General features: G+C 69.9%; 17 protein-coding genes. 9 read left to right on the top strand and 8 right to left on the bottom strand.

The features are described from left to right. Positions 1-110: 110 nt before the first annotated feature. Positions 111-1,064, top strand: coding sequence for a LysR family transcriptional regulator (locus tag NP80_RS04760; RefSeq protein ID WP_006404304.1), 954 nt, complete (start codon positions 111-113; stop codon positions 1,062-1,064). A gap of 27 nt (positions 1,065-1,091) precedes the next feature. Here the strand turns inward: NP80_RS04760 and NP80_RS04755 are convergent, their stop codons facing one another. Continuing rightward, positions 1,092-1,769, bottom strand: coding sequence for a TetR/AcrR family transcriptional regulator (locus NP80_RS04755; protein ID WP_035946452.1), 678 nt, complete (start codon positions 1,767-1,769; stop codon positions 1,092-1,094). A gap of 87 nt (positions 1,770-1,856) precedes the next feature. Between NP80_RS04755 and NP80_RS04750 the strand changes: the two genes are divergently transcribed. From NP80_RS04750 to NP80_RS04740, 3 genes are read left to right on the top strand one after another with little or no spacing between them, the layout of a single operon-like run. Beyond that, complete coding sequence (locus NP80_RS04750) at positions 1,857-2,759, top strand: SDR family NAD(P)-dependent oxidoreductase (RefSeq protein WP_006409717.1); 903 nt, start codon at positions 1,857-1,859, stop codon at positions 2,757-2,759. Further along, positions 2,756-4,318 carry a flavin-containing monooxygenase gene (locus tag NP80_RS04745; RefSeq protein WP_006409714.1) on the top strand — a complete coding sequence of 521 codons (1,563 nt, stop codon included), beginning with the start codon at positions 2,756-2,758 and terminating at the stop codon, positions 4,316-4,318. The genes NP80_RS04750 and NP80_RS04745 overlap by 4 nt, the downstream gene beginning before the upstream one ends. A 7-nt stretch (positions 4,319-4,325) precedes the next feature. Continuing rightward, positions 4,326-5,303, top strand: a complete 978-nt coding sequence (locus NP80_RS04740; RefSeq protein ID WP_006409715.1) for an alpha/beta fold hydrolase — start codon at positions 4,326-4,328, stop codon at positions 5,301-5,303. Between the two features lie 283 nt (positions 5,304-5,586). Here NP80_RS04740 and NP80_RS04735 read toward each other — a convergent pair whose 3' ends face one another. Next, positions 5,587-5,985 (bottom strand): carboxymuconolactone decarboxylase family protein, encoded by a 399-nt coding sequence (locus NP80_RS04735; protein ID WP_006409719.1) that lies wholly within the window; start codon positions 5,983-5,985, stop codon positions 5,587-5,589. 352 nt (positions 5,986-6,337) lie between these two features. Between NP80_RS04735 and NP80_RS28810 the strand changes: the two genes are divergently transcribed. From NP80_RS28810 to NP80_RS04715, 3 genes are all read left to right on the top strand, one after another. Further along, on the top strand, positions 6,338-8,980 hold the full coding sequence (locus tag NP80_RS28810) for a collagen-like triple helix repeat-containing protein (protein ID WP_080939075.1): 2,643 nt from the start codon (positions 6,338-6,340) through the stop codon (positions 8,978-8,980). A gap of 120 nt (positions 8,981-9,100) precedes the next feature. Beyond that, positions 9,101-10,384: an isoprenylcysteine carboxylmethyltransferase family protein gene (locus tag NP80_RS04720; RefSeq protein ID WP_006404315.1), complete on the top strand. Its 1,284-nt coding sequence runs from the start codon at positions 9,101-9,103 to the stop codon at positions 10,382-10,384. Positions 10,385-10,893: 509 nt separating this feature from the next. Next, positions 10,894-11,523, top strand: a complete 630-nt coding sequence (locus tag NP80_RS04715) for a hypothetical protein (RefSeq protein WP_006408944.1) — start codon at positions 10,894-10,896, stop codon at positions 11,521-11,523. Here NP80_RS04715 and NP80_RS04710 read toward each other — a convergent pair. The 5 genes from NP80_RS04710 to NP80_RS04690 form a co-directional block, all read right to left on the bottom strand. Beyond that, positions 11,520-12,161, bottom strand: a complete 642-nt coding sequence (locus NP80_RS04710; RefSeq protein WP_045593130.1) for a DUF2894 domain-containing protein — start codon at positions 12,159-12,161, stop codon at positions 11,520-11,522. The genes NP80_RS04715 and NP80_RS04710 overlap by 4 nt on opposite strands. Further along, positions 12,158-12,802 carry an OmpA family protein gene (locus NP80_RS04705; RefSeq protein ID WP_006404320.1) on the bottom strand — a complete coding sequence of 215 codons (645 nt, stop codon included), beginning with the start codon at positions 12,800-12,802 and terminating at the stop codon, positions 12,158-12,160. The genes NP80_RS04710 and NP80_RS04705 overlap by 4 nt, the downstream gene beginning before the upstream one ends. 3 nt (positions 12,803-12,805) lie before the next feature. After that, positions 12,806-15,853 carry a DUF802 domain-containing protein gene (locus NP80_RS04700; RefSeq protein ID WP_045593127.1) on the bottom strand — a complete coding sequence of 1,016 codons (3,048 nt, stop codon included), beginning with the start codon at positions 15,851-15,853 and terminating at the stop codon, positions 12,806-12,808. A gap of 12 nt (positions 15,854-15,865) precedes the next feature. Beyond that, a complete protein-coding gene (locus NP80_RS04695; RefSeq protein WP_006397892.1) occupies positions 15,866-16,624 on the bottom strand; it encodes a DUF3348 domain-containing protein in 759 nt (252 codons plus the stop codon). Positions 16,625-17,128: 504 nt separating this feature from the next. After that, on the bottom strand, positions 17,129-17,767 hold the full coding sequence (locus tag NP80_RS04690) for a LysE family translocator (RefSeq protein WP_006404323.1): 639 nt from the start codon (positions 17,765-17,767) through the stop codon (positions 17,129-17,131). A 226-nt stretch (positions 17,768-17,993) separates the two neighbouring features. On the opposite strand from NP80_RS04690, the gene NP80_RS04685 reads away from it, so the two are divergent. Both NP80_RS04685 and NP80_RS04680 read left to right on the top strand, forming a co-directional pair. After that, a complete protein-coding gene (locus NP80_RS04685) occupies positions 17,994-18,563 on the top strand; it encodes a hypothetical protein (RefSeq protein WP_006411210.1) in 570 nt (189 codons plus the stop codon). A 105-nt stretch (positions 18,564-18,668) separates the two neighbouring features. Continuing rightward, positions 18,669-20,048 carry an FAD-containing oxidoreductase gene (locus NP80_RS04680; protein WP_006411206.1) on the top strand — a complete coding sequence of 460 codons (1,380 nt, stop codon included), beginning with the start codon at positions 18,669-18,671 and terminating at the stop codon, positions 20,046-20,048. Positions 20,049-20,200: 152 nt separating this feature from the next. On the opposite strand, the gene NP80_RS04675 is transcribed toward NP80_RS04680, so the two are convergent. Continuing rightward, the gene (locus tag NP80_RS04675; RefSeq protein WP_006404326.1) at positions 20,201-21,079 is read right to left on the bottom strand and encodes an IclR family transcriptional regulator; all 879 of its coding nucleotides are present in this window, start codon (positions 21,077-21,079) and stop codon (positions 20,201-20,203) included. Between the last annotated feature and the right edge of the window lie 29 nt (positions 21,080-21,108).

The following is a 21,108-nucleotide window of genomic DNA, read 5'->3' as shown; positions in this document are numbered from 1 at the left end:
TCACGCGTCGCCGGACGCGGCGACGAACGGCCTCAGCGTACCGCTCGCCGACGTTCGCCAGAAGGCGGATAATCGCGGAAACATTATCCGCTTCCATAGGACAATCGACGATGGCCGATCTGCGCGACGTGAACCTGAACCGGCTGGCGGTGTTCGTTGCGGTCGTCGAAGCGGGGTCGCTGACGGCCGCGGCCGAACGGCTCGGCCTCGCGAAGACGGTGGTCAGCACACACATGCAGCGTCTCGAATCGGAAGTCGGCGCAAACCTGCTCGTGCGCACGACGCGGCGGCTCAGCGTGACCGACGCGGGCCGCGCGTTCTACGATGCGTGCCGCGACATCGTGCAGGCCGCCGAAACGGCGCTCGACGCCGTGTCGTCCGACGCCGGGCCGCTGCGCGGCACGCTGCGCGTGAGCGTGCCGGTCGATTACGGCGCGCAGGTCGTCGCGCCGGCGGTCGTCGCGCTGCGCGATGCGCATCCGTCGCTCGACGTCGAGCTGATCGCGAACGACCGCGTGGTCGATCTCGTCGCGGAGAACCTCGACGTCGCCGTCCGCATCGGCCGGCTCGCCGATTCGAACTATCGCGCGGTGCAGCTCGGCACGTACGAGAAGTGGCTGGTAGCAAGCCCGGCGTTCGTCGCGCGCTACGGGCTGCCGCGCGATCCGGCCGCGCTCGCGGCGCTGCCGTTCGTGATGCTGTCGACGCTTGCGCGCCCGCATACGCTCGAACTCGAAAGCGCACGCGGCGGCAAGGCGTCGGTGCGCTGTAGCGCGTCGGTCGTGTCGAACACGGCAACCGCCTGCCGCGCGATCGCGCTCGCGGGCGGCGGCTTCGGGCTGCTGACGGATTTCTCGATCGCGGACGACGTCGCGGCCGGCTCGCTCGTGCGGCTGCTGCCCGCATGGCGCGCGGCGCCGGCCGGGATTCATGCGGTGTATCCGTCGACGCGGCTGCCGTCGCCGAAGGTGCGCGCGTTCATCGACGCGATGAAGGCGACGATCGGCGCGACGCCGCGCACGCCGCCCGCACGCCCCGCGACGCGCAGGCGCACCGCGCGCTGAAGCGCGAGCGCGGCGCGCCGGTCTCGTTCACGTCGGCAACTTGTCCGCGCCGCCCGCTTCCCGCAACGTCCCCAGCAGCACCTTCCTGCAACTCGCGACCATCTGCGCTTCGGGATCGCGATAGCCGGTCAGCAGCCAGGCCGCGCCGACGTTCGTCATCGCGCCGACGAGCGCGAGCCCGATCAGCCGCTGCTCGGTGCGTTCGGCGGCGGTCTGCGGCTCGCGCGCCGAGCCGATCGCCATGATCAGCTTGCCGAAGTCGATCAGCATCCGCTGGTAGGTCGCATCGGTATCCGCGCTGACGCCCATCACTTCGAGCAGCAGCACGCGCGCCGCGCACGGATCGCGCAGGAAGCCGAAGAACGCGGCGAGCCCCGCATCGATGCGCTCGTGCAGCGCGCCGCCGTGCTCGGCCACCGCATGCGCGACCGCATCGTGCAACTGCTGTGCGTGATGCAGGTACGTGCAGCGCAGCAGATCTTCGGTACTGTCGAACGCCGCATAGAAATAGCGGTCGTTCAGCTTCGCCTCCTGGCAGATCGCGCGCACGGTCGCCTTGCGAAAGCCGATCGTGCCGAACACGCGCGTGGCCGCGCGGATCAGCGCGTCGCGCCGCTCCGCCGCGCGTACCTCGGGTGCCACGCCGCCGTACGCGCGGCCCCGCTTTTCCGTTTCGAGTGCTTTCTCCATTTCGCTATTTGACATCAGGACACCCGAAAACTAAAGTGGTGACGACCAACACCACAATAGACACGCCGCCGGCACGACGGTAGCGGAACGGGAGGACGACGGATGAAGGGTTTTTCCGGCAAGGTCGCCGCGATCACGGGCGCCGGTTCGGGGATGGGCCGCAGCCTTGCGGTCGAGCTCGCGCGGCGCGGCTGCGAGGTGGCGCTCGCCGACGTCGACGACGTCGCGCTCGCCGGCACGGCGGCCGCATGCGCGAAGCACGGCGTGCGTACGAGCACGCGGCGCGTCGACGTCGCCGACCGCGACGCCGTGTTCGCGTGGGCCGATTTCGTGCGCGCCGAACACGGCAAGGTGAACCTGATCTTCAACAACGCAGGCGTGTCGCTGGCCGCGAGCGCCGAGACGGCGAGCCGCGCCGATCTCGAGTGGATCGTCGGCATCAACTTCTGGGGCGTCGTGCACGGCACGCAGGCGTTCCTCCCGCATTTGCGCGCGTCCGGCGACGGGCACGTGGTCAATACGTCGAGCCTGTTCGGGCTCATCGCGATGCCGACGCAAAGCGCGTACAACGCGACGAAGTTCGCGGTGCGCGGCTTCACCGAAGCGCTGCGGATGGAGCTCGAACTCGACGGCGCGCCTGTGAGCGCGACCTGCGTGCATCCGGGCGGCGTCGCGACGAACATCGTCGATGCGAGCCGCGTCGACACCAGCATTCACGCGCTCACCGGCCAGGACGAAGCGACCCATCGCCGTCAGGCGAATCGCCTGATCAATGCGACGACCGCCGACGACGCCGCCCGGCAGATCCTCGCCGGCGTCGAGCGCAACGCGCGCCGCGTGCTGGTCGGCGCCGATGCGCGCCGCCTCGACACGCTCGCGCGCCTGCTCGGCGCCGGCTATCAGCGGCTCGTGCTGCGCCACGTGCGCCGCGCCCGCGCGCGCAATCTCGCCCGCACGGCCACGCCGGCCGCGCACGCCTCCACCGCGATCAAGGACACCGCATGACCTCGACGACGACCGACCGGCGCGCCGCGCCGCCCGCCTGCGGCGACAGCCGCGACCTCGACGTGCTGATCGTCGGTGCCGGCCTGTCCGGTATCGGCGCGGCCTATCACCTGAACAAGCGCTGCCCGCATGCGAGCGTCGCGATCGTCGAGGCGCGCGACGCGATCGGCGGCACGTGGGATCTGTTCCGCTATCCGGGCGTGCGTTCGGATTCCGACATGTTCACGCTCGGCTACAGCTTCCGCCCGTGGCACAGCGACAAGGCGATCTCCGACGGCCAGACGATCCTCGACTACATCCGCGACACCGCGCGCACGTACGGGATCGACAAGCTGATCCGCTACGGGCAGAAGGTCGTCGCCGCCGACTGGGATTCGAACCATGCACGCTGGACGGTGCGCGTCGAGCGCACGCGCGACGGCGCGACCGACACGCTCGTCTACACGTGCCGCTTCCTCTATATGTGCAGCGGCTACTACGACTACGATGCGGGCTACCTGCCCGACTGGCCCGCGATGGACACGTTCGAGGGCCGCATCGTGCATCCGCAGCGCTGGCCGAAGGATCTGTCGTACGCGAACCGGCGCGTCGTCGTGATCGGCAGCGGCGCGACGGCCGTCACGCTCGTGCCCTCGATGGCGGCCGACGCGCAGCACGTGACGATGCTGCAGCGCTCGCCCACCTACATCGTGTCGCTGCCGGCGCGCGACAAGATCGCGAATGCGCTGCGCCGCGTGCTGCCGTCGCGGCTCGCGCACCGGCTCGTGCGCGTGAAGAACGTGCTGTTGACGATGTATCTGTACAACGTGTCGCGCCGCAAGCCCGAGCGCACGAAGCAGTTCATCATCCGCGCCGCGAGCCGGCAGCTCGGCCCCGACTTCGACGTCGCGAAGCATCTGACGCCGCGCTACAACCCGTGGGACCAGCGCCTCTGTCTCGTGCCGAACGGCGATCTGTTCAAGGCGATCCGCGCGGGCCGCGCGTCGATCGTCACCGACGAGATCGAACGCTTCACGCCGACCGGGCTGAAACTGAAAAGCGGCGCACAGCTCGACGCCGACGTGATCGTCACCGCGACCGGCCTGAAGGTGAAGATGCTCGGCGGCGCACGCGTGACGGTCGACGGCCGCGCGGTCGACCTGCCGCAGACGGTGTCCTATAAAGGGATGATGTACAGCGACGTGCCGAACCTCGCGTCGTCGTTCGGCTATACGAACGCGTCGTGGACGCTGAAAGCCGAACTGATCGCGCGCTACGTGTGCCGGCTGCTGAACCACATGCGCGCGCACGGGTACGATACCTGCGTGCCGCGCCTCGCGCCCGGCGATCTCGGCGACGTGCCGGCCGTGAACCTGAGCTCCGGCTATATCCAGCGCGCGGCCGGCATCCTGCCGAAGCAGGGCCACCGCAAGCCGTGGAAGTTTCATCAGAACTACGTGCTCGATCTCGCATCGCTGAAGTTCAGCGGCCTCGCCGACTCGGCAATGCATTTCGAACGCCGCGCGACAGCCGGCCCGGCGGCGACGCCGGCGACCGAACCCGTACTCGAAACCCGCTGAGGCCGCCATGAGCCCGACGCTCCATCTGATCCTGAACATCCTGCTCGGCATCGTCGCGGTGCTCGCCGCGCTCGCGCTGTTTTCCGGCTACGTCGTGCGCCGCGTGACGCGCGCGTTTCCGCCCGAAGGGCGCGTCGTCGAGGTCGGCGGCGACCGCATCCACTATGTCGAATACGGCAGCGGCACGCCGATCGTGTTCGTGCACGGGCTCGCCGGCCAGTTGCGCAACTTCGCGTATCTGCCGCTCGCGCGGCTCGCGCAGCATCACCGCGTGATTCTCGTCGACCGGCCGGGCGCCGGCCGCTCGACCCGCGGCGCCGGATCGCAGGCGAACGTGTTCGCGCAGGCGCGCACGATCGCCGCGTTCATCGACGCGCTACGGCTCGACCGCCCCGTGCTCGTCGGCCATTCGCTCGGCGGCGCGATCGCGCTCGCGGTCGGGCTGAACCATCCGGAGCGCGTGAGCCGGCTCGCGCTGATCGCGCCGCTGTCGCATCCGCAGTCCGAGCCGCCCGCGCCGTTCCGGCCGCTCGTGCTGCCGTCGCCGCTCGTGCGCCGCTTCGTGTCGTGGACCTTCGCGATCCCGATGACGATCCTGACCGGCCGCCAGGCCGTGCGCCTCGTGTTCGCGCCCGAGGACGTGCCGCACGACTTCGCGGTCAAGGGCGGCGGCCTGCTCGGGCTGCGGCCTGCCAGCTTCTATGCGACCGCCACCGACCTGCTGTGCGCGCCCGACGATCTGCCCGCGATGGAAAGCCGCTACGCGGCACTCGCGGTGCCGGTCGACGTGCTGTATGGACGCGAGGACCGAATCCTCGACTGGCGCGCCCACGGCGACGCGCTCGCGAAGAAGTCGGCGCGCGTGCGGCTGACGGTCGTCGAAGGCGGGCACATGCTGCCCGTGACGATGCCGGAAGCGACCGCCGACTGGCTGCTCGAGGTGGCCGCCGCGCCGGTGACGGCGGCGGCGCGCGCGGCGCACTGAGCGGTGCGCTGCCCGGCGCACTGAGCGGCGCAGACAGCGGGCGCGGCCTGGTAGGCCTTGTTGGCCTGTGTCGGTCTGTGTCGGCTTGCGTTGGCTTGCGTTGGCTTGCGTCGGCTTGCGTCGGCTTGCGTTGGCTTGCGTTGGCTTGCGTTGGCTTGCATTGGCTTGCGTCAAACTGCGTCGGACCGCGTCCGACTCCCTCGATCGTCGGTTGGCGATGGTGCCCAGCAGCGACGCGCGCCGTGGCGTTACGCGGCGGGCGGCCGTGGAAGCCGTAGTCGAATCAGCTGCCGTCGTCCGGCAACTCGAGGCCGAGTTCGGCAATCACGTCGCGCGCGCTGCGGAACGCCTCGACCGCGGCGGGCGCGCCCGCATACAGCGCGCTGTGCAGCAGCACCTCGCGGATTTCGACGAGCGTCGCGCCGTTGTTCAGCGCGCCGCGCACGTGCCCCTTCAGCTCGGTGCTGCGGCCAAGCGCCGCCAGCATCGCGCACGTGCAGAGGCTGCGCGTCTTCAGGTCGATCCCGCCGCGCTGCCATGTGCTGCCCCACGCGTGCTCGTTCAGCCAGTCCTGCAGCGGCCGCGAAAAGCCGTCGAGGTCGCGCATCGCGCGCTCGACGAACGGCTCGCCCATCACCTCGGTCCGACGCGCCTTGCCGCGCTCCCTGTCCTGTTCGCTCATGTCCGTATCCTGTCTCGGGTCGCGGCCGCTTCGATCGGGGCCCGCAGCCGGATGGGCCCGCTTCATGTTCGCGGCGCGCCCGCGTTTCGTCAAAGACGCGGCGCTCGGTGACGGCCGTTACGTCGCGCGATGCTACGTAACATCGCGCGCCGCGTTACGGCAGCTTACGGGAACATCACGGCGACTCGCCGGGCGGTCGCGCAGCGGCCGTTCGGGAAATCGGCGCTACGGCGTTTAAATCGCATCGAAACTCCCGGTTTTCGCAACGAAACGACCGGCGTGATCGCCGAAGTTGGCATGGCGCGGAATTTGCAGATAAGGGCTTCGGACAACTTCCAATGTCGAGGCCAACATGCACCATTACTTCAACAAGACGACGGTCGCGCTGGCTGTGTCGTCGCTTCTCGCGCTGTACGGCTGCGGCTCCGTCGACGGGCCGACCACGCCGCCGACCGTCAAGCCGAGCACGTCGGGAACGTCGGGCGGCGGCGGGACGTCGGGGACTTCGGGTGGCGGTAGTTCGGGGACGTCCGGTGGCGGTAGTTCTTCAGGGACGTCGGGGGCGACGTCGGGGACTTCCGGGACTTCGGGTACGTCTGGTACTTCGGGTACTTCGGGTACTTCGGGCACGTCCGGTACTTCGGGCACGTCCGGTACTTCGGGTACGTCCGGTACTTCGGGTACGTCTGGCACCTCGGGTACGTCTGGCACCTCGGGTACGTCTGGCACCTCGGGTACGTCTGGCACCTCGGGTACGTCTGGCACCTCGGGCACGTCCGGTACCTCGGGCACGTCCGGCACTTCGGGCACGTCCGGTACCTCGGGTACGTCCGGCACTTCGGGTACGTCGGGCACCTCCGGTACGTCCGGTACTTCGGGTACGTCTGGCACTTCCGGTACGTCTGGCACCTCGGGTACTTCGGGCACGTCCGGTACCTCAGGTACGTCTGGCACCTCCGGCACGTCGGGCACGTCCGGTACGTCTGGCACCTCGGGTACTTCGGGCACGTCCGGTACCTCAGGTACGTCTGGCACCTCCGGCACGTCCGGCACTTCCGGTACGTCTGGCACCTCGGGTACTTCGGGCACCTCCGGCACTTCCGGTACGTCTGGCACCTCCGGCACGTCCGGCACGTCCGGCACGTCCGGCACGTCCGGCACTTCGGGCACCTCGGGTACCTCCGGTACTTCGGGCACGTCCGGCACTTCAGGCACGTCGGGCACTTCCGGTACGTCCGGCACTTCCGGTACCTCGGGTACGTCCGGCACTTCGGGTACGTCCGGCACTTCGGGTACGTCCGGTACTTCGGGCACCTCCGGCACTTCGGGCACCTCCGGCACCTCGGGTACGTCCGGCACCTCGGGTACGTCGGGCACTTCGGGCACTTCGGGCACTTCGGGCACTTCGGGCACCTCGGGCACCTCGGGCACGTCCGGCACCGGCGTCACCCCGCTCGGCAACGTCCTGCAGAAATCCGGCAATCTCGTCACGTCGCTCGGCACCGTCGTCGCGAACGGCGGCGCACAGATCGGCGGCGTCACGGTTCCCGGCACGAACCCCACGACCGCGACCAGCGTCGGCAATGCCGTCACGAGCCTCGGCAACGGCGTGCAGTCGGTCGGCAACGGGATCGCGGCCGGCCTCGGCTCGATCGGCGTGTCGGCGAACCCGCTCGGCCCGACGCTCACGTCGACCACCGGACTGCTCACCGGCACCGGCGGCGCGGTCGGCAACCTCGGCAACGCGGTGAAGAGCCTGGGCGCGGGCCCGTTGTCGCCGCTGTCGCCCGTCACGACGCTGGTCGGCGACCTCGCGAACACGGTCGGCACCGCAGTGAACTCGACCGCCTCGGACCTCAACACCGCGCTGAACAGCACGCCGGTCCAGCAGCTCGAGACGCAGCTCGGCAAGGTGATCAACCCGATCACGAACACGCTGACCGGCGGCGTCGACAAGCCCGGCGTCACGCAGACGCTCGGCAGCGCGACGCTGCTCGGTGCACCGCTGAACGGCCTGCTGAGCACGCTCGGCGGCGGCCTCGGCCTCGCCGGCACGAAGATCGGCGGCGCGACGGACTATCCGGTCGGCCAGGCCCTCGGCGGCGTCGTCGGTCAGCTCGGCGCCACGACGACGTCGGTCGGCGGCCTGCTGTACGGCGGCAGCTCGAGCAGCGGCACGAACCCGCTCGCACCGCTCACGGGCCTGCTCGGTTCGCTGACCGGCGGCCTCGGCGGCATCGGCGGCGGCAGCTCCAGCGGGTCGAGCGGCACCGGCGGGACCAGCGGAACGAGCGGCGGCCCGCTCGGCCCGATCACGGGGCTCCTCGGCTCGCTGACCGGCACGCTCGGCGGCATCGGCTCGAGCGGCACCGGCGGAACGAGCGGCACCAGCGGCACCAGTGGCACGAGCGGCGGCCCGCTCAGCCCGATCACGGGGCTGCTCGGTACGGTGACCGGCACGCTCGGCGGCATCGGTGGAACGAGCGGCACCAGCGGCACCAGCGGAACGAGCGGCAGCCCGCTTGGCCCGATCACGGGGCTGCTCGGCACGGTGACCGGCACGCTCGGCGGCATCGGCGGCATCGGCAGCTCGAGCGGCACTGGCGGAACGAGCGGAACGAGCGGCACCGGCGGAACCAGCGGCGCCGGTGTCGGCGGCCTGCTCGCGCCCGTGACGAACCTCGTCAACACGCTGACGCCGCTCGGCGCGAGCCTGACGGGCACGATCACGACGCCGGCCGGTGGCCTGACCGGCGCGGTCGGCGGCGTCCTGACCGGCACGCTGACGCCGCCCACGGCCGGCGCCGGTGGCGGTGCGGGCGCCGGTGCAACCGGCGGCGCCGGCGGCGCGGCGACGACGCCGTCCGGCGGCGGCACCGTGTCGGCCGGGCTGAGCGGCAGTTCGAACGGCGGGGCGGCCGCGGGCGGCACGGGCAACCTGCTGTCGCCGGTGACGAACCTGCTCGGCGGTCTGCTGGGCGGCACGAAGAAGTAACGCGGTACGCACTAGAACCAAAGGCCAATGGCCGGGCACACATCATTCCAAAGCCCGGCCGACGGCCGGCGTCACCCGCCGCGCGGGGACGCCGGCCCCCATCCTGACGAGGATCCGATCATGAATTCCACGCTCGACGGCATCGCCGCGGTCCAGGACCGCCCGCCCCGTTCCGCCACCCCGTTCCGCGCCGGCCTGCTTGGCATCGCGGCCGGCCTCTTCGCGCTCTGGATCACGCGCGATCGTCCCGACCTCGACGCGGCGACCCGCGCGGTCGTCGCGAGCCTGTCGATCATCGGCACGATCGCGTTGTACGAATTGCTGATTTCCCGTGTCTATCTGCGCCCGAGCGCGGGGCTGTCGCGCCAGGCCGTGCGGCCGCTCGGCATCGCGCGCGTCGCGACGCGGCTCGGCGCGCTCGCGTCGATCTACGCCGGAATCGGCGCGATCTACTGGCTGCTGCCCGAGTATCACGGCGCGTTCTATCTGCCGTTCTGGTCGCTGCTGCGCTCGCTCGCGCCGTATGTGATCGTCGCTGCGCCGTTCTACTTCGCGTGGATGGATCGCCATCAGCGCGAAACCGACGATGCCTACCTGCTGTGGGGCCGCTTCCTGTTTCGCCGCGAAAAGCCTGCGAACTGGCAATCGGTGCGAGAAATGCTCGCCGGCTGGGGCGTGAAGGCGTTCTTCCTGCCGCTGATGACCGTCTATCTGTCGAAGGACGCCGATCATCTGAGCGCATCGCTCGCGAATGCGCTGCACGCGCCGATGACGCTCGCGACGTTCGTCTTCCTCTACGACCTGTCGTTCACGATGGACCTGATGTTCGGCACGGTCGGCTATCTGTGCACGTTCCGCATTCTCGACAGCCACGTGCGCACCGTCGAGCCGACGACGCTCGGCTGGGTCGCCGCGCTGATCTGCTACCAGCCGTTCTGGTCGCTGATCTCGAACAACTACATCCGCTACGAAGGCTCGCTGTTCTGGGACAACTGGCTGCTGTCCGCGCCGACGCTGCGCGTGATCTGGGGCACCGTGATCATCCTGCTGCTGCTGACGTACGCGCTGTCGACGATCTCGTTCGGGCTGCGCTTCTCGAACCTGACGAACCGCGGAATCATCACGTCGGGCCCATACCGGTTCACGAAGCATCCGGCCTACATCACGAAGAACCTGTCGTACTGGATGGTCTCGGTGCCGTTCGTCGAGCCGCTCGGCTGGCAGGTCGGGCTGATGCACTGCGCGGGGCTCGTCGCGGTGAATCTCATCTACTACGTGCGCGCGAAGACCGAGGAACGTCATCTGATGCGCGACCCCGACTATCGCGCGTACGCCGAATGGATCGCGCAGCACGGGCTGTTCGCGCGGATCAGGCAAGCATTCGGCGCGCGGCAGCCGGCCTGACGCACGCGCTCGCGGGCGTCGGGCGTCGGGGCGATCGCGCGCCGACGCCCGCCCATTCGTTCGAGCACGACACCGCTTCCCGGCGCACGCGGTTGCGACCGATCGTCGCGAAACCGCGCGTTTGCGCCGTTTTCGTCGCCTTTCTCCGTCGAGCCGGTTGCCCGCGCCGGTCGCGTCGCGTATGGTGCTGACCGTCCGCGCGCAACCGATGCGCGGACACCGACCATCGCTACGTACGATGGCCGCACGGGCGTCGCCCGTCGTCACCGTCTCCGCGGCACCGCCGTTGCGCGCCGCGCGTTCTTGAGGAGAGAGGCGTGATCCACAAAATCGTGATCCTGTTCGGACTCTGCATCGCGGGCCTCGCCGCGATCGCCGCCGGTTTCCAGCACATCCCCAGCTGATTCGCGGCCCCGGCTCGCGCGTCGAGCACGGGGGCCGCTTCCATTCCGTTTTCCCTATTGCGATGAACCACCTTCTCGATACGCCCGGGACGGGCGCCTTTTGCCATGCGCATCGACGTACAGCATGCCCAGCACGACATCGACGATGAACTCGACGCGCTCTACGCGCGTCTGCACGAGCGCGGCCACCGCTTGCACGGCCTGCCGGCCGTCGCGCTCGGCGACTCGGGCCTGATCGTGCGCCACCGCGAAGCGGACGGCGAATACTTTCTTTACGTGGAAAATCCGGCCGCGCGCGAACTGGCCGGCTACACGGTGTTCAACCGGCTGCCGGAAATCCCGCGTCGCGCCGATCGTCATCTGCGCGCGCCGCATACGCGGCTGCGCGGATCGATGCAGCGCCGCGGGCTCGCGACCGCGCTCTATCGATGGGCGCTCGACGCAGGGCAGTGCCTGATCAGCGGCGCGCGGCAGTCGGTCGGCGCGGCGCAGCTGTGGAACGCGCTCGCACACGAGTACCGGCACGGCTTCGTCGACGTCGAAGGCCGCGCGCTGCGCTATCTCGGCGAAGCCGTTGCGACGCAGGTACACGATGCGCTGCACACGCGGCGCCTCTTGCTCGGCCGTGGATGGACGCTCGACGAACTGGCGCGCGCGACCGCGATGACGAATGCCGTATGCGGCGCGCCGGACAGCAGCAATGCGATGCCGTTAGCGCTGCCGTCGCGGCGCTAGCGTACGCGCGTGCGCGTGCCCTTCTTCGCCGGCTTCGCGGGCTTCGCCGTCTTCGTGCGCGCCGCCTCCTTGTCGGGCTGCGCGCCGGCGCCGACGAGATCCTCGAGACACGCGAGCGCATCGACATACGAGAGGAACTGCTGCAGATACGCGGGCGACAGCTCGCGCATCGTCGACAGCGACCGGTGCACGAGGCTGTTCGAATTGAGCGGCCCCGCATTGCGCGGAACCTGGTCGAGCGATTGCCGATACTGCTGTTCGGTGCGGACCTTCGCCCAGGTCGCGCGGAAATAGTCGACGAGTTCGGGATCGATGCCACGCCGGTCCGCCTGCGCGTCGCGCGAGAGCCGCTCGACGAGTCCGGCCAGCGCGCCGCGCGACGAGGCGCGCGCGGGCGCGGCATGCGCTTGCGGCGCGTCCGGTTCGGCCGGCACCGGTGTGCGGGCGACGAGCTGCGCGTATTCGTCGGCCAGCGCGGCGAGCCGCGCGTCGAGCAGCCGGCGCGCGTCGCCGTCGAGTGCGGCCGCGCGCCGTTCGAGCGCGTCGAGCCGATGGAAGCGCACCGGATCGAGCCGCGCCGCGCCCTGCTCGCGCCATGCATCGAGCATCGTGCGCACCTGCGTCGCGTCGATCGTCACCGCGCCGGCCCTCCGTTCGAGGCGGACTTGCGCGGGACCGGCGCGATCTCGACGCGGCGGTTCTTCGCGCGGCCTTCGTCGTCGGCATTCGAGCTGACCGGCTGCTCGGATCCGAACGCGGCCGCGAACACCGACGACGCCGGGACGCCCTCATCGATCAGCGCGCGCGTGACCGTCAGCGCACGTTTCGCCGACAGCTCCCAGTTGTCCGCAAACATCCGGTTGCCGGCGCGCACCTGCTGATCGTCCGCGAAGCCGCTGACCATCAGGATCTGATCGCGCGTCTTCAGATACGCGGCGAGCGGGCCGGCGAGCGTCTTCAGCAGTTCGCGGCCGTCCGGCTGCAGCTGGTCGGAGTTCAGCGCGAACAGCAGGTTGCCGGCGATCCCGATACGCCCGTTCACGAGCGTCACGCGGCCGGCCGCAAGCGGCCCCGCGAGCGCCTGTTCGAGCGTCTTGCGCTGCTGCGCTTCCTGCTGGCGCGCACGCACGGCTTCCTCGAGCTTCGACGTCAGCTGCAGCTGCATGCCGATCACGCCGACGAGGATCAGCACGAACGCGCCGAGCAGCACCGACATCAGGTCGGCGAACGCGGGCCAGACCGGCGCGGCTTCCGCGCCGCCGTCGATTTCCTCGTGCATCGCTTACGCTCCGACGGAAGTGCGCCGCCCGGCGATCTGCTGCAAATCTTCGACGATCTGCTTCTGCGACATCATGCTCAGATCGATCACCTCGCGCGCCTGCGCGACGTAGTACTCGAGCTGTTCGTCGCTGCGCGCGAGCGACTTCTCGAGCGCGGCCTCGATGCGCTGCAGATGCGCGAGCAGCTTGTCGTTCGACTCGCCGAATACCTGCACGGCCGCGCCGAACGCATCGCCGAGGCTCGCGACGTCGACCGCACCGGCCGTCACCTGCGCGGCGACTGCATCGAGCTTGCGGCTTTGCGCGTCGACCGTGTCGTTGAAGCGCGTGCCGATCCGGTCGAGCAGATCGGCCGAGGTGCTGACGAGCGCGTCGATCGCCGCGCGCTGTTCGGTCGACGCGTGGTTGACCGCGCCGAGCAGCGTTTCGAGCGTCGCGAGCAAACGGCTGCGTTCTTCGAGCATCGCGGTGTCGCGCACCATGCTCTCCGAGAGCCGCTGACGCAGTTCGGCGACGACGTCGGCCGCCGCCTTCGGCGCTTCCGATGCGGCCTGCACGAGCCGCCCGATCTCGTTGATCGTGTCGCTCGCCTGTGCCTGCGCCTGCGCGGCGATGTCGTTCGCGGTGCGCGCGAGCGTATCGCAGATGTCCTGCTGACGCGCGGCTGCGTGTGCGCTCGCCTGCTGCCATTCGTCGCGCAGCGCGGCGGCCATCGCGGCGAGCGAGTCGTTCCAAGCGGACAGTCGTTGTTCGTCGCGCGCGGCAAGCTGCGTTTGCAGGCCGGTATGCGAGTCGCGAATCGTCGTCAGCAGATCGTTCGAGCGTTGTTCGAAGGTGGCAGCTTGTGCGGCGAGATCGCGCGTCGTTTGTGCAAGCGCGTCGCAGATTTCCTGTTGACGGCCGGCGCTGTGTACGCCCGCGCGCTGCCATTCGTCGCCGAGCTTCGCCGCCATCGCGGCCAGCGATTCATTCCATGCGGACAGACGCTCTTCGTCGCGCGCGGCGAGCTGCGTCTGCAGGCCGGTGTGCGAGTCGCGAATCGTCGTCAGCAGATCGTTCGAGCGTTGTTCGAAGGTGGCGGCCTGTGCAGCGAGATCGCGCGTCGTTTGTGCGAGCGCGTCGCAGATTTCCTGTTGACGGCCTGCGCTGTGTACACCCGCGCGCTGCCATTCGTCACCGAGCTTCGCCGCCATCGCAGCGAGCGATTCGTTCCATGCGGACAGACGTTCTTCGTCGCGTGCGGCAAGCTGCGTTTGCAGGCCGGTGTGCGAGTCGCGGATCGTCGTCAGGAGATCGTTCGAACGTTGTTCGAAGGTCGCGGCTTGTGCAGCGAGATCGCGCGTCGTTTGGGCGAGTGCATCGCAGATTTCCTGCTGACGGCCGGCGCTGTGTACGCCCGCACGCTGCCATTCGTCACCGAGCTTCGCCGCCATCGCGGCCAGCGATTCATTCCATGCGGACAGACGCTCTTCGTCGCGCGCGGCGAGCTGCGTCTGCAGACCGGTGTGCGAGTCGCGAATCGTCGTCAGCAGATCGTTCGAGCGTTGTTCGAAGGTGGCGGCTTGCGCAGCGAGATCGCGTGTCGTTTGCGCGAGCGCGTCGCAGATTTCCTGCTGACGGTCGGCGCTCTTCGCGCCCGCGCGTTGCCATTCGTCGCCGAGCTTCGCGGCCATCGCGGCGAGCGAGTCGTTCCATGCGGCGAGCCGCTGCGCATCGCGCGCGGAGAGTTCGGTCTGCAGATGCGTGTGCGCGTCGCGCATCGCGGCGAGCGTCGACGCCGAATGGCGCTCGAACGTCGCTGCCGCGTCGCTCAATGCGCGCGCATGCTGGCCGGCCAGCGTTTCGCCGACCTGCTCCTGACGCGACAAGGCATCGCGCCACGCATCCGCGAGACGGCCTTCGGTCGATTCGAGGCGCGTCGCGACGCCGTCGAGCAAGTCCGCCGAGCGCTGCGCGAACGTGTCGGCGAACTGGCCGAGCGTCGTGTCGAGCCGCTGTGCGACCGCATCGCCGGCACTGCGCTGCGCGTCGAGCGCGCGATGCCACGCGGCCGTCACGTTTGCGGTCGCGGCCTCGAAACCGTTCGTCAGGCCGTCGAGCTGACGCTGCACCGCGCCCGACACCGTGTCGCGCAGCGCCGCCATTTCCTGCGCGAGCCCTGTCATCGTCGCGGCGACGACCGGCTGCAGCGCGGCACCGGCCACGCGCGCGCTTTCGGCCGCGCTTTCCTGCAGCGATGCGCCGACGCTCGACGCGAGACGCGCATACGCCTGCTCGGTGCGGTCGAAGAACGCCTGCTGGCTTTCGAGCTGACGCTCGTGCAGCGCGACGCTGCGCGCCTCGAGCGTCGTCATCATCGTCTGCAGCCGGTCGACCAGCGCGGGCATCGTGTCGGCCTGCTGCTGCAGCAAGCGGAACGATTCGTCGCGCCGATGCGCGGGCGTATGCACGCGCAGCGTCGTCGCGATCCGCGCGTCGAGCTGCTGCGCGGCCTCGCTGCGCTCGCGGCGCACGAGCGCCGACAGCAACCCGAGCATCGCGGACGTCGCGACGCCGGCGATCGACGTGCCGAACGCGAACCCGAGCCCCTTCACGGGCGCAATGAGCGAGGCGCGAATCGCATCGAGATCGGTCGCGCTTTCGAGCGCGGCGCCCGTGCCCTTCAGCGTCACGACCATCCCGAGCAGCGTGCCGAGCATGCCGAGCAGCACGAGCAGACCGACGAGATAGGGCGTCAGTGCCGGGCCCGGCAGCGCGACGCGCGTGCCGTCGACGCGCGCACGCACCGCGCCGCGCAGGCCGGCCGGCAGCGTGTCGAGCCACGCGTTGAGCCGCGCCGGCGGCTCGGCGAGCGCCGCGACCGCGCGCGACAGCGCCGCGGTCGCCTGCCGGTAGCGCAGCAGTTCCCACGCGCCCGCGACGTAGCATGCGCCGATCAGCAGCGTGACGGCCGACGCGAGCGGATTCGATCCGACATAGCCGGCGGCGATCCAGCACACGGCGAGCAGACCGGCAGCGAAGACAACGAGATCAATACGAATTCTGGACATATGTAGACAGACCTAGCAGGTACGAAGGGCCGCGAGCAGCCCTTCCACCGTTTGAAACCGCACTTCGAGTTCGGCGAGCAGCACGCTTTGCATCTCGTCGCGGAACGTGTCGAGCCATGCGCCGGGCGTGGCCGCGGGCGGCTGCGCCGCGACGCTCGCATCGGCGGGCGCGTCGCCATCCGGCTCGGCGGACGCCTCGGCGAGCGCCTGCCGTTCCGCTTCGCGAAGCCGCTCGAAGCGCGTGCCGAGCAGCGCGGGCACGGTCGACAGCAGGCTGCGCTCGCGCGCGCCGAGCACGCGCTCCATGATCGCGTCGAGCGTCGCGAGCCGCGCCATTCCGGACGAGCGCGCGGCGAGCGCGACGCGCAGCCGGCCGCGCAACTGGCCGATCGCCGTTTCCATCTCCTGCTGCAGCTGCAGATAGCGCTGCCGGAAATCCGCGAAATCGGCCGTGTCCGCGGCGGGCGGCGGCAGTTCGCCGGGACGGCGTCGCGCGCGCGGACGGTTCAGCGCCGTGATCGCCTGCGCGAGGTCGTGACGCACGCGCGCGCAGTCGCGCTCCGCGTCGTGGCCGCGTACGCCGGCCGCGACGCCGGGCGGGCTCGCGTTCAGCGCCGACGACAGCGTGATCGCGTCGGTCCAGCCGAGCCACTGGCTCAGCCGGTCCGACAGCGTCTGCGGCGAAGCCGCGACGTCGGCATCGACGATGCGCGCAAGCAGCCGAACGAGGGTCGGACCGCTCAGCGTAGCGCGTGGAGGAGCTTGCACCATGCTGCAGACAGTCAAAAAAGGCAGCAGTTTACACGCCGACGCGCGGTCGACCGCGAGAATCGCGGAAGCGGCGTGCGAACCGAAGTCGCGAATGCGCGCGAACGCCCGTCGGGCAAGGGATGGCGCGGCGAGGTCGAGTCGTCGCGCATCGGGCGTCGGGTTGGAGCGCGATGGGCGGGATGCGGTATGGCCACCGGGAAGGACGAGGATTGAAAGCGGAATCGGAGACGGGACGAGTACGCGCGCGCCCGCCGGACGAGGTACGGCGCGGCCAGGTCGAGCCGTCGCACATCGCGCCCCGCCGTGACGCGCCACGGGCGGGACGCCGTATCGCGTCGCGAGCGGCAAGGAGCGGAAGCCGAAGCGGCGACGATCAAGCTCGCTGCGCCAGCAGCGACGCGCAAAAGCGGCACCGTGCATCGCGCCGCACAACGTCCGCCGCTGCGACCGACGCCGCCAGCCACAGCGCCCGCCGGCCGAACAACCCAGCAGCACCCAAACCGCTCAGATCCCCACCTTCGGCGCGTTCAGAATCAGCCGCAAGCCGAGCAGCGCGATCGCGCCGGCCGCGACGCGGTCGACCCATTTCTTCGCGCGCAGATAGAGTTCGCGCGGCCGCCGCGTCGAAAAGCACAGCGCGACGATCGTGTACCAGCCGAATTCGACGCCGAACACGAGCGGCGGCAGCGCGAGATAGCACCACAGCGGCGGATGTTGCGGCAGCAGCGCCGCGAAGATGCTGCCGTACCAGATCGCCGTCTTCGGGTTGCTGAGCTGCGTCGTCAGGCCGGTCAGGAACGACTTGCGCGCGCTGCCGGCCGGCGCGGCCCGCGAGTCGTCCATCGCGATCGGGCGATCCGCGCCGCGCCAGATCTTCGACGCCATGTAGATCAGATACGCGCCGCCCGCGATCTTGAGCCCGACATAGAGCCATTCGACGGTCTGCAGCAGCGTATAGAGCCCGGCGAGCGCGACGCCGCCGAACGCGATGCCGCCGACACCCATGCCGAGCGCGGTGGCGAGGCCGTCGCGGCGCGACAGGCCGATCGAATTGCGCGCCACCAGCACGAAACTGGGGCCGGGAATCATGGCGCCGAGCCACAGCGCGGCGAGAATCGCGAATACGGCGGCCGTTGCAGTCATCGAAGTCTCCTCGAACGAAACGCCGCCGCGACGACGCCGCGCGCTCCTGCGTTCCAGCCGCCGATTCTGGCACGCCTTGCGCGCGGCTGAAAGCGCGACGCAAAGACCGACGGGCGCTGCTATGCTCGTAGAGGCACGCGCCGCGCGACGAGCGCGCCCGCGTGCGCCTCGCCGCGCGCGTTCCGCGTCCGTTCCCGTTGTCCGACGGCCTGCCCCGCCCACCGCCATGCGACCGCTTCGCCTGCTGCTTCCGCTTCTCGCCGCGCTGTCCGGCCCCACGCTCGCCGACGATTTGCCGCCGGCGATCGCCGCGCAGCTGCCGCCCGGCTATGAGCCGATGATCGCGCGCGAAGGGCCTGCGCTCGGCAACGGGCTGCGCAGTTTTCTCGTCGTCGTGCATCGGGCGGTCGACACGCGCGCGCAGCCGTCCCCGCGCCCGCTGCTGATCTACGAGGAACGGCCCGATCACGGCTATCGGCTCGCCGCGCGCAACGACAGCGTCGTGCTGCGCGCGAACGATGCGCCGCAGTGCGATCCGTTCGACCGGGAGGACGTCGCGGATCACGGGCTCGCGGTCAAGGGGCGCTATTTCACCGTGCAGAACGAGGTCGCATGCGGCCAGCACTGGAGCGACTACGTGACGTTCCGCTACGACGCGCGCACGCACGGCTGGCTGTTCGCGAACCGAGTCGACACCGAGTCGTTCCCGGTCGACGACAAGCCGGACCAGGTCACCGTCACGCGCGCCGATCCGCACCGGCCGGTGCCGTTCGCGCAGTGGCGCCGCAAGGAATGAAAACTGCGTGCGCGCCGCCCGGACATCGTCGGGCGGACGGACGCCGCCGTCGCATGCGGGCTCGCCCGCCCGCAGTTTCCCGATCCACCAGCGCAGGAGAACGCCATGACGCAACACTTCGACGCGATCGTGATCGGCACCGGCCAGGCCGGGCCGCCGCTCGCCGCACGGCTCTCGGCAGCCGGCATGACCGTCGCGATCGTCGAACGCGGCCGCTTCGGCGGCACGTGCGTGAACACCGGCTGCATTCCGACCAAGACGCTGATCGCGAGCGCGTACGCCGCGCAGCTCGCGCGGCGCGCAAGCGAATACGGCGTGTCGGTCGGCGGCGCCGTCACCGTCGACATGAAGGCCGTGAAGGCGCGCAAGGACCGGATCGCCGGCCGCTCGAACCACGGCGTCGAGCAATGGGTGCGCGGGCTCGAGCGCACGACCGTGTTCCAGGGGCACGCGCGCTTCGAAGGCGCGAAGACGGTGCGCGTCGGCGACGCGCTGCTCGAAGCGGACCGCATCTTCATCAATGTCGGCGGACGCGCGCAAATACCGCCGATGCCGGGCCTCGACACCGTGCGTTATCTGACCAACTCGTCGATGATGGACGTCGACTTCCTGCCCGATCATCTCGTGATCGTCGGCGGCAGCTACGTCGGGCTCGAGTTCGGTCAGATGTATCGCCGCTTCGGCTCGAAGGTGACGATCGTCGAGAAAGGCCCGCGGCTGATCCGGCGCGAGGACGAAGACGTCTCGGACGCGGTGCGCGAGATTCTCGAAAACGAAGGCATCGACGTGCAGCTCGACGCAAATTGCCTGAGCGCACGGCCCGACGGCGCCGGCATCGCGATCGGGCTGGACTGCGGCGGCAGCGGCCGCGAAGTGACGGGCTCGCATCTGCTGCTCGCGGTCGGCCGCGTGCCGAACACCGACGATCTTGGGCTCGACCGCGCGGGCGTCGATACCGACGAGCGCGGCTACATCAAGGTCGACGAGCAGCTGCGCACGAACGTCGACGGCATCTGGGCGCTCGGCGACTGCAACGGCCGCGGCGCGTTCACGCATACCGCCTACAACGACTACGAGATCGTCGCGGCGAATCTGCTCGACAACGATCCGCGCAAGGTCTCCGATCGCGTCCCCGCCTATGCGATGTATATCGATCCGCCGCTCGGCCGCGTCGGCATGACGCTCGCGGAAGCGAAACGAAGCGGCCGCAAGCTGCTGGTCGGCACGCGGCCGATGACGCGCGTCGGCCGCGCGGTCGAAAAGGGCGAAAGCCAGGGTTTCATGAAGGTGATCGTCGACGCGGACAACCACGCGATTCTCGGTGCATCGATCCTCGGCGTGACGGGCGACGAGGTCGTGCATACGCTGCTCGACGTGATGACGGCCGGGGCGCCCTATACGACGATCAGCCGCGCGATGCATATTCACCCGACCGTGTCGGAACTGCTGCCGACGCTGCTGCAGGATCTGCATCCGGTCGAATGATGCGAGTCGCGCGTGCGTGCGGATCGTGTACCGACGCAGCGATCGATCATGCGCGAAGCTGAACGCGTTCCTCGACGCGTTGAACGCATGGGACGGCCCGCCGTGGCTACCGATGCACTAACGCCGTGCGGTAGCGCCCGACGCTGCCGCGCCTATCCGGCTTTCCCGGACAGCCCGTGCATCGGCCGCCGCAGCGCGGCGTCGAACGGATTCGTGCGCGGGCCGATCGCCTCGGCCTGGCGGCGCAGCAGTTCGACGACCATCGGCATCCGGTCGTCGCCGAGGCGCGACGCGAGCGTACCGACGCTCAGCGCGCCGACCGGATAGCCGGTGCGATCGAGGATCGGCACCGCGACGCCGGCCATCCCGTCGAGCACGCCGCTGTTGCGGCCCGCGTAGCCGAGCTGCCGCACGCGGTCGATCTCGGTGCGCAGATAGACCTCGTCGAGCACGCCGTAGCCGCGAATGCGCGGCACGTTGAAGCGGATCACCTCCTCGCGCTCGGCTTCCGGCAGGAACGCGAGGATCGCGAGGCTGCCCTGCCCGACGCCGAGCGCGACGCGCCCGCCGATGTCGCCGGTAAACGACCGGATCGGAAACGGCCCCTCGCAGAGATCGAGGCACACCGCGTCGAAGCCGCTCTTCACGAGCAGGAAAATCGTCTCGCCGAGGCTCGCGCAGAGCCGCAGCAGCGCGGGCCGGCACAGCGTGCGCATGCTGCTCGGATTGCCGGCCAGCGCGGCGAGCGCGAAGAAGTCGACACTGAGCCGGTACAGCTTCGAGCGCTCGTCCTGCTCGACCATGCCTTCGGCGATCAGCGACTGCAGGATCCGATGCGCGGTGCCTTGCGTGAGGCCGACCGCCTTCGCGAGATGCGTGACGCGCACGCCGTCCTGCTGCATGCCGGCCAGCGCGCGCAGGATCGCGAACGCCCGCTGCAGCATGCCGGTGCCCGGCGCGCCGCCCGTGTCGGCGGCGTCGCCGTCGGCGGGCGCGGCGCGCGACGTTCCGGGCGAATGCGGTTCGTGCATGCCGGCTCTCCTCGACGATTTCATTGAAC

Source organism: Burkholderia multivorans ATCC BAA-247 (genome assembly GCF_000959525.1).
GTDB lineage: Bacteria > Pseudomonadota > Gammaproteobacteria > Burkholderiales > Burkholderiaceae > Burkholderia > Burkholderia multivorans.
Note: the sequence above shows the minus strand (reverse complement) of the source record. Positions and strands in the feature narration are given on the sequence as shown.

Excerpts from the sequence above, each read along its gene's own strand:
- NP80_RS04760 (WP_006404304.1), top strand. The coding sequence starts at position 111 with ATGGCCGATCTGCGCGACGTGAACCTGAACCGGCTGGCGGTGTTCGTT.
- NP80_RS04755 (WP_035946452.1), bottom strand. The coding sequence starts at position 1,769 with ATGTCAAATAGCGAAATGGAGAAAGCACTCGAAACGGAAAAGCGGGGC.
- NP80_RS04750 (WP_006409717.1), top strand. The coding sequence starts at position 1,857 with ATGAAGGGTTTTTCCGGCAAGGTCGCCGCGATCACGGGCGCCGGTTCG.
- NP80_RS04745 (WP_006409714.1), top strand. The coding sequence starts at position 2,756 with ATGACCTCGACGACGACCGACCGGCGCGCCGCGCCGCCCGCCTGCGGC.
- NP80_RS04740 (WP_006409715.1), top strand. The coding sequence starts at position 4,326 with ATGAGCCCGACGCTCCATCTGATCCTGAACATCCTGCTCGGCATCGTC.
- NP80_RS04735 (WP_006409719.1), bottom strand. The coding sequence starts at position 5,985 with ATGAGCGAACAGGACAGGGAGCGCGGCAAGGCGCGTCGGACCGAGGTG.
- NP80_RS28810 (WP_080939075.1), top strand. The coding sequence starts at position 6,338 with ATGCACCATTACTTCAACAAGACGACGGTCGCGCTGGCTGTGTCGTCG.
- NP80_RS04720 (WP_006404315.1), top strand. The coding sequence starts at position 9,101 with ATGAATTCCACGCTCGACGGCATCGCCGCGGTCCAGGACCGCCCGCCC.
- NP80_RS04715 (WP_006408944.1), top strand. The coding sequence starts at position 10,894 with ATGCGCATCGACGTACAGCATGCCCAGCACGACATCGACGATGAACTC.
- NP80_RS04705 (WP_006404320.1), bottom strand. The coding sequence starts at position 12,802 with ATGCACGAGGAAATCGACGGCGGCGCGGAAGCCGCGCCGGTCTGGCCC.
- NP80_RS04700 (WP_045593127.1), bottom strand. The coding sequence starts at position 15,853 with ATGTCCAGAATTCGTATTGATCTCGTTGTCTTCGCTGCCGGTCTGCTC.
- NP80_RS04695 (WP_006397892.1), bottom strand. The coding sequence starts at position 16,624 with ATGGTGCAAGCTCCTCCACGCGCTACGCTGAGCGGTCCGACCCTCGTT.
- NP80_RS04690 (WP_006404323.1), bottom strand. The coding sequence starts at position 17,767 with ATGACTGCAACGGCCGCCGTATTCGCGATTCTCGCCGCGCTGTGGCTC.
- NP80_RS04685 (WP_006411210.1), top strand. The coding sequence starts at position 17,994 with ATGCGACCGCTTCGCCTGCTGCTTCCGCTTCTCGCCGCGCTGTCCGGC.
- NP80_RS04680 (WP_006411206.1), top strand. The coding sequence starts at position 18,669 with ATGACGCAACACTTCGACGCGATCGTGATCGGCACCGGCCAGGCCGGG.
- NP80_RS04675 (WP_006404326.1), bottom strand. The coding sequence starts at position 21,079 with ATGCACGAACCGCATTCGCCCGGAACGTCGCGCGCCGCGCCCGCCGAC.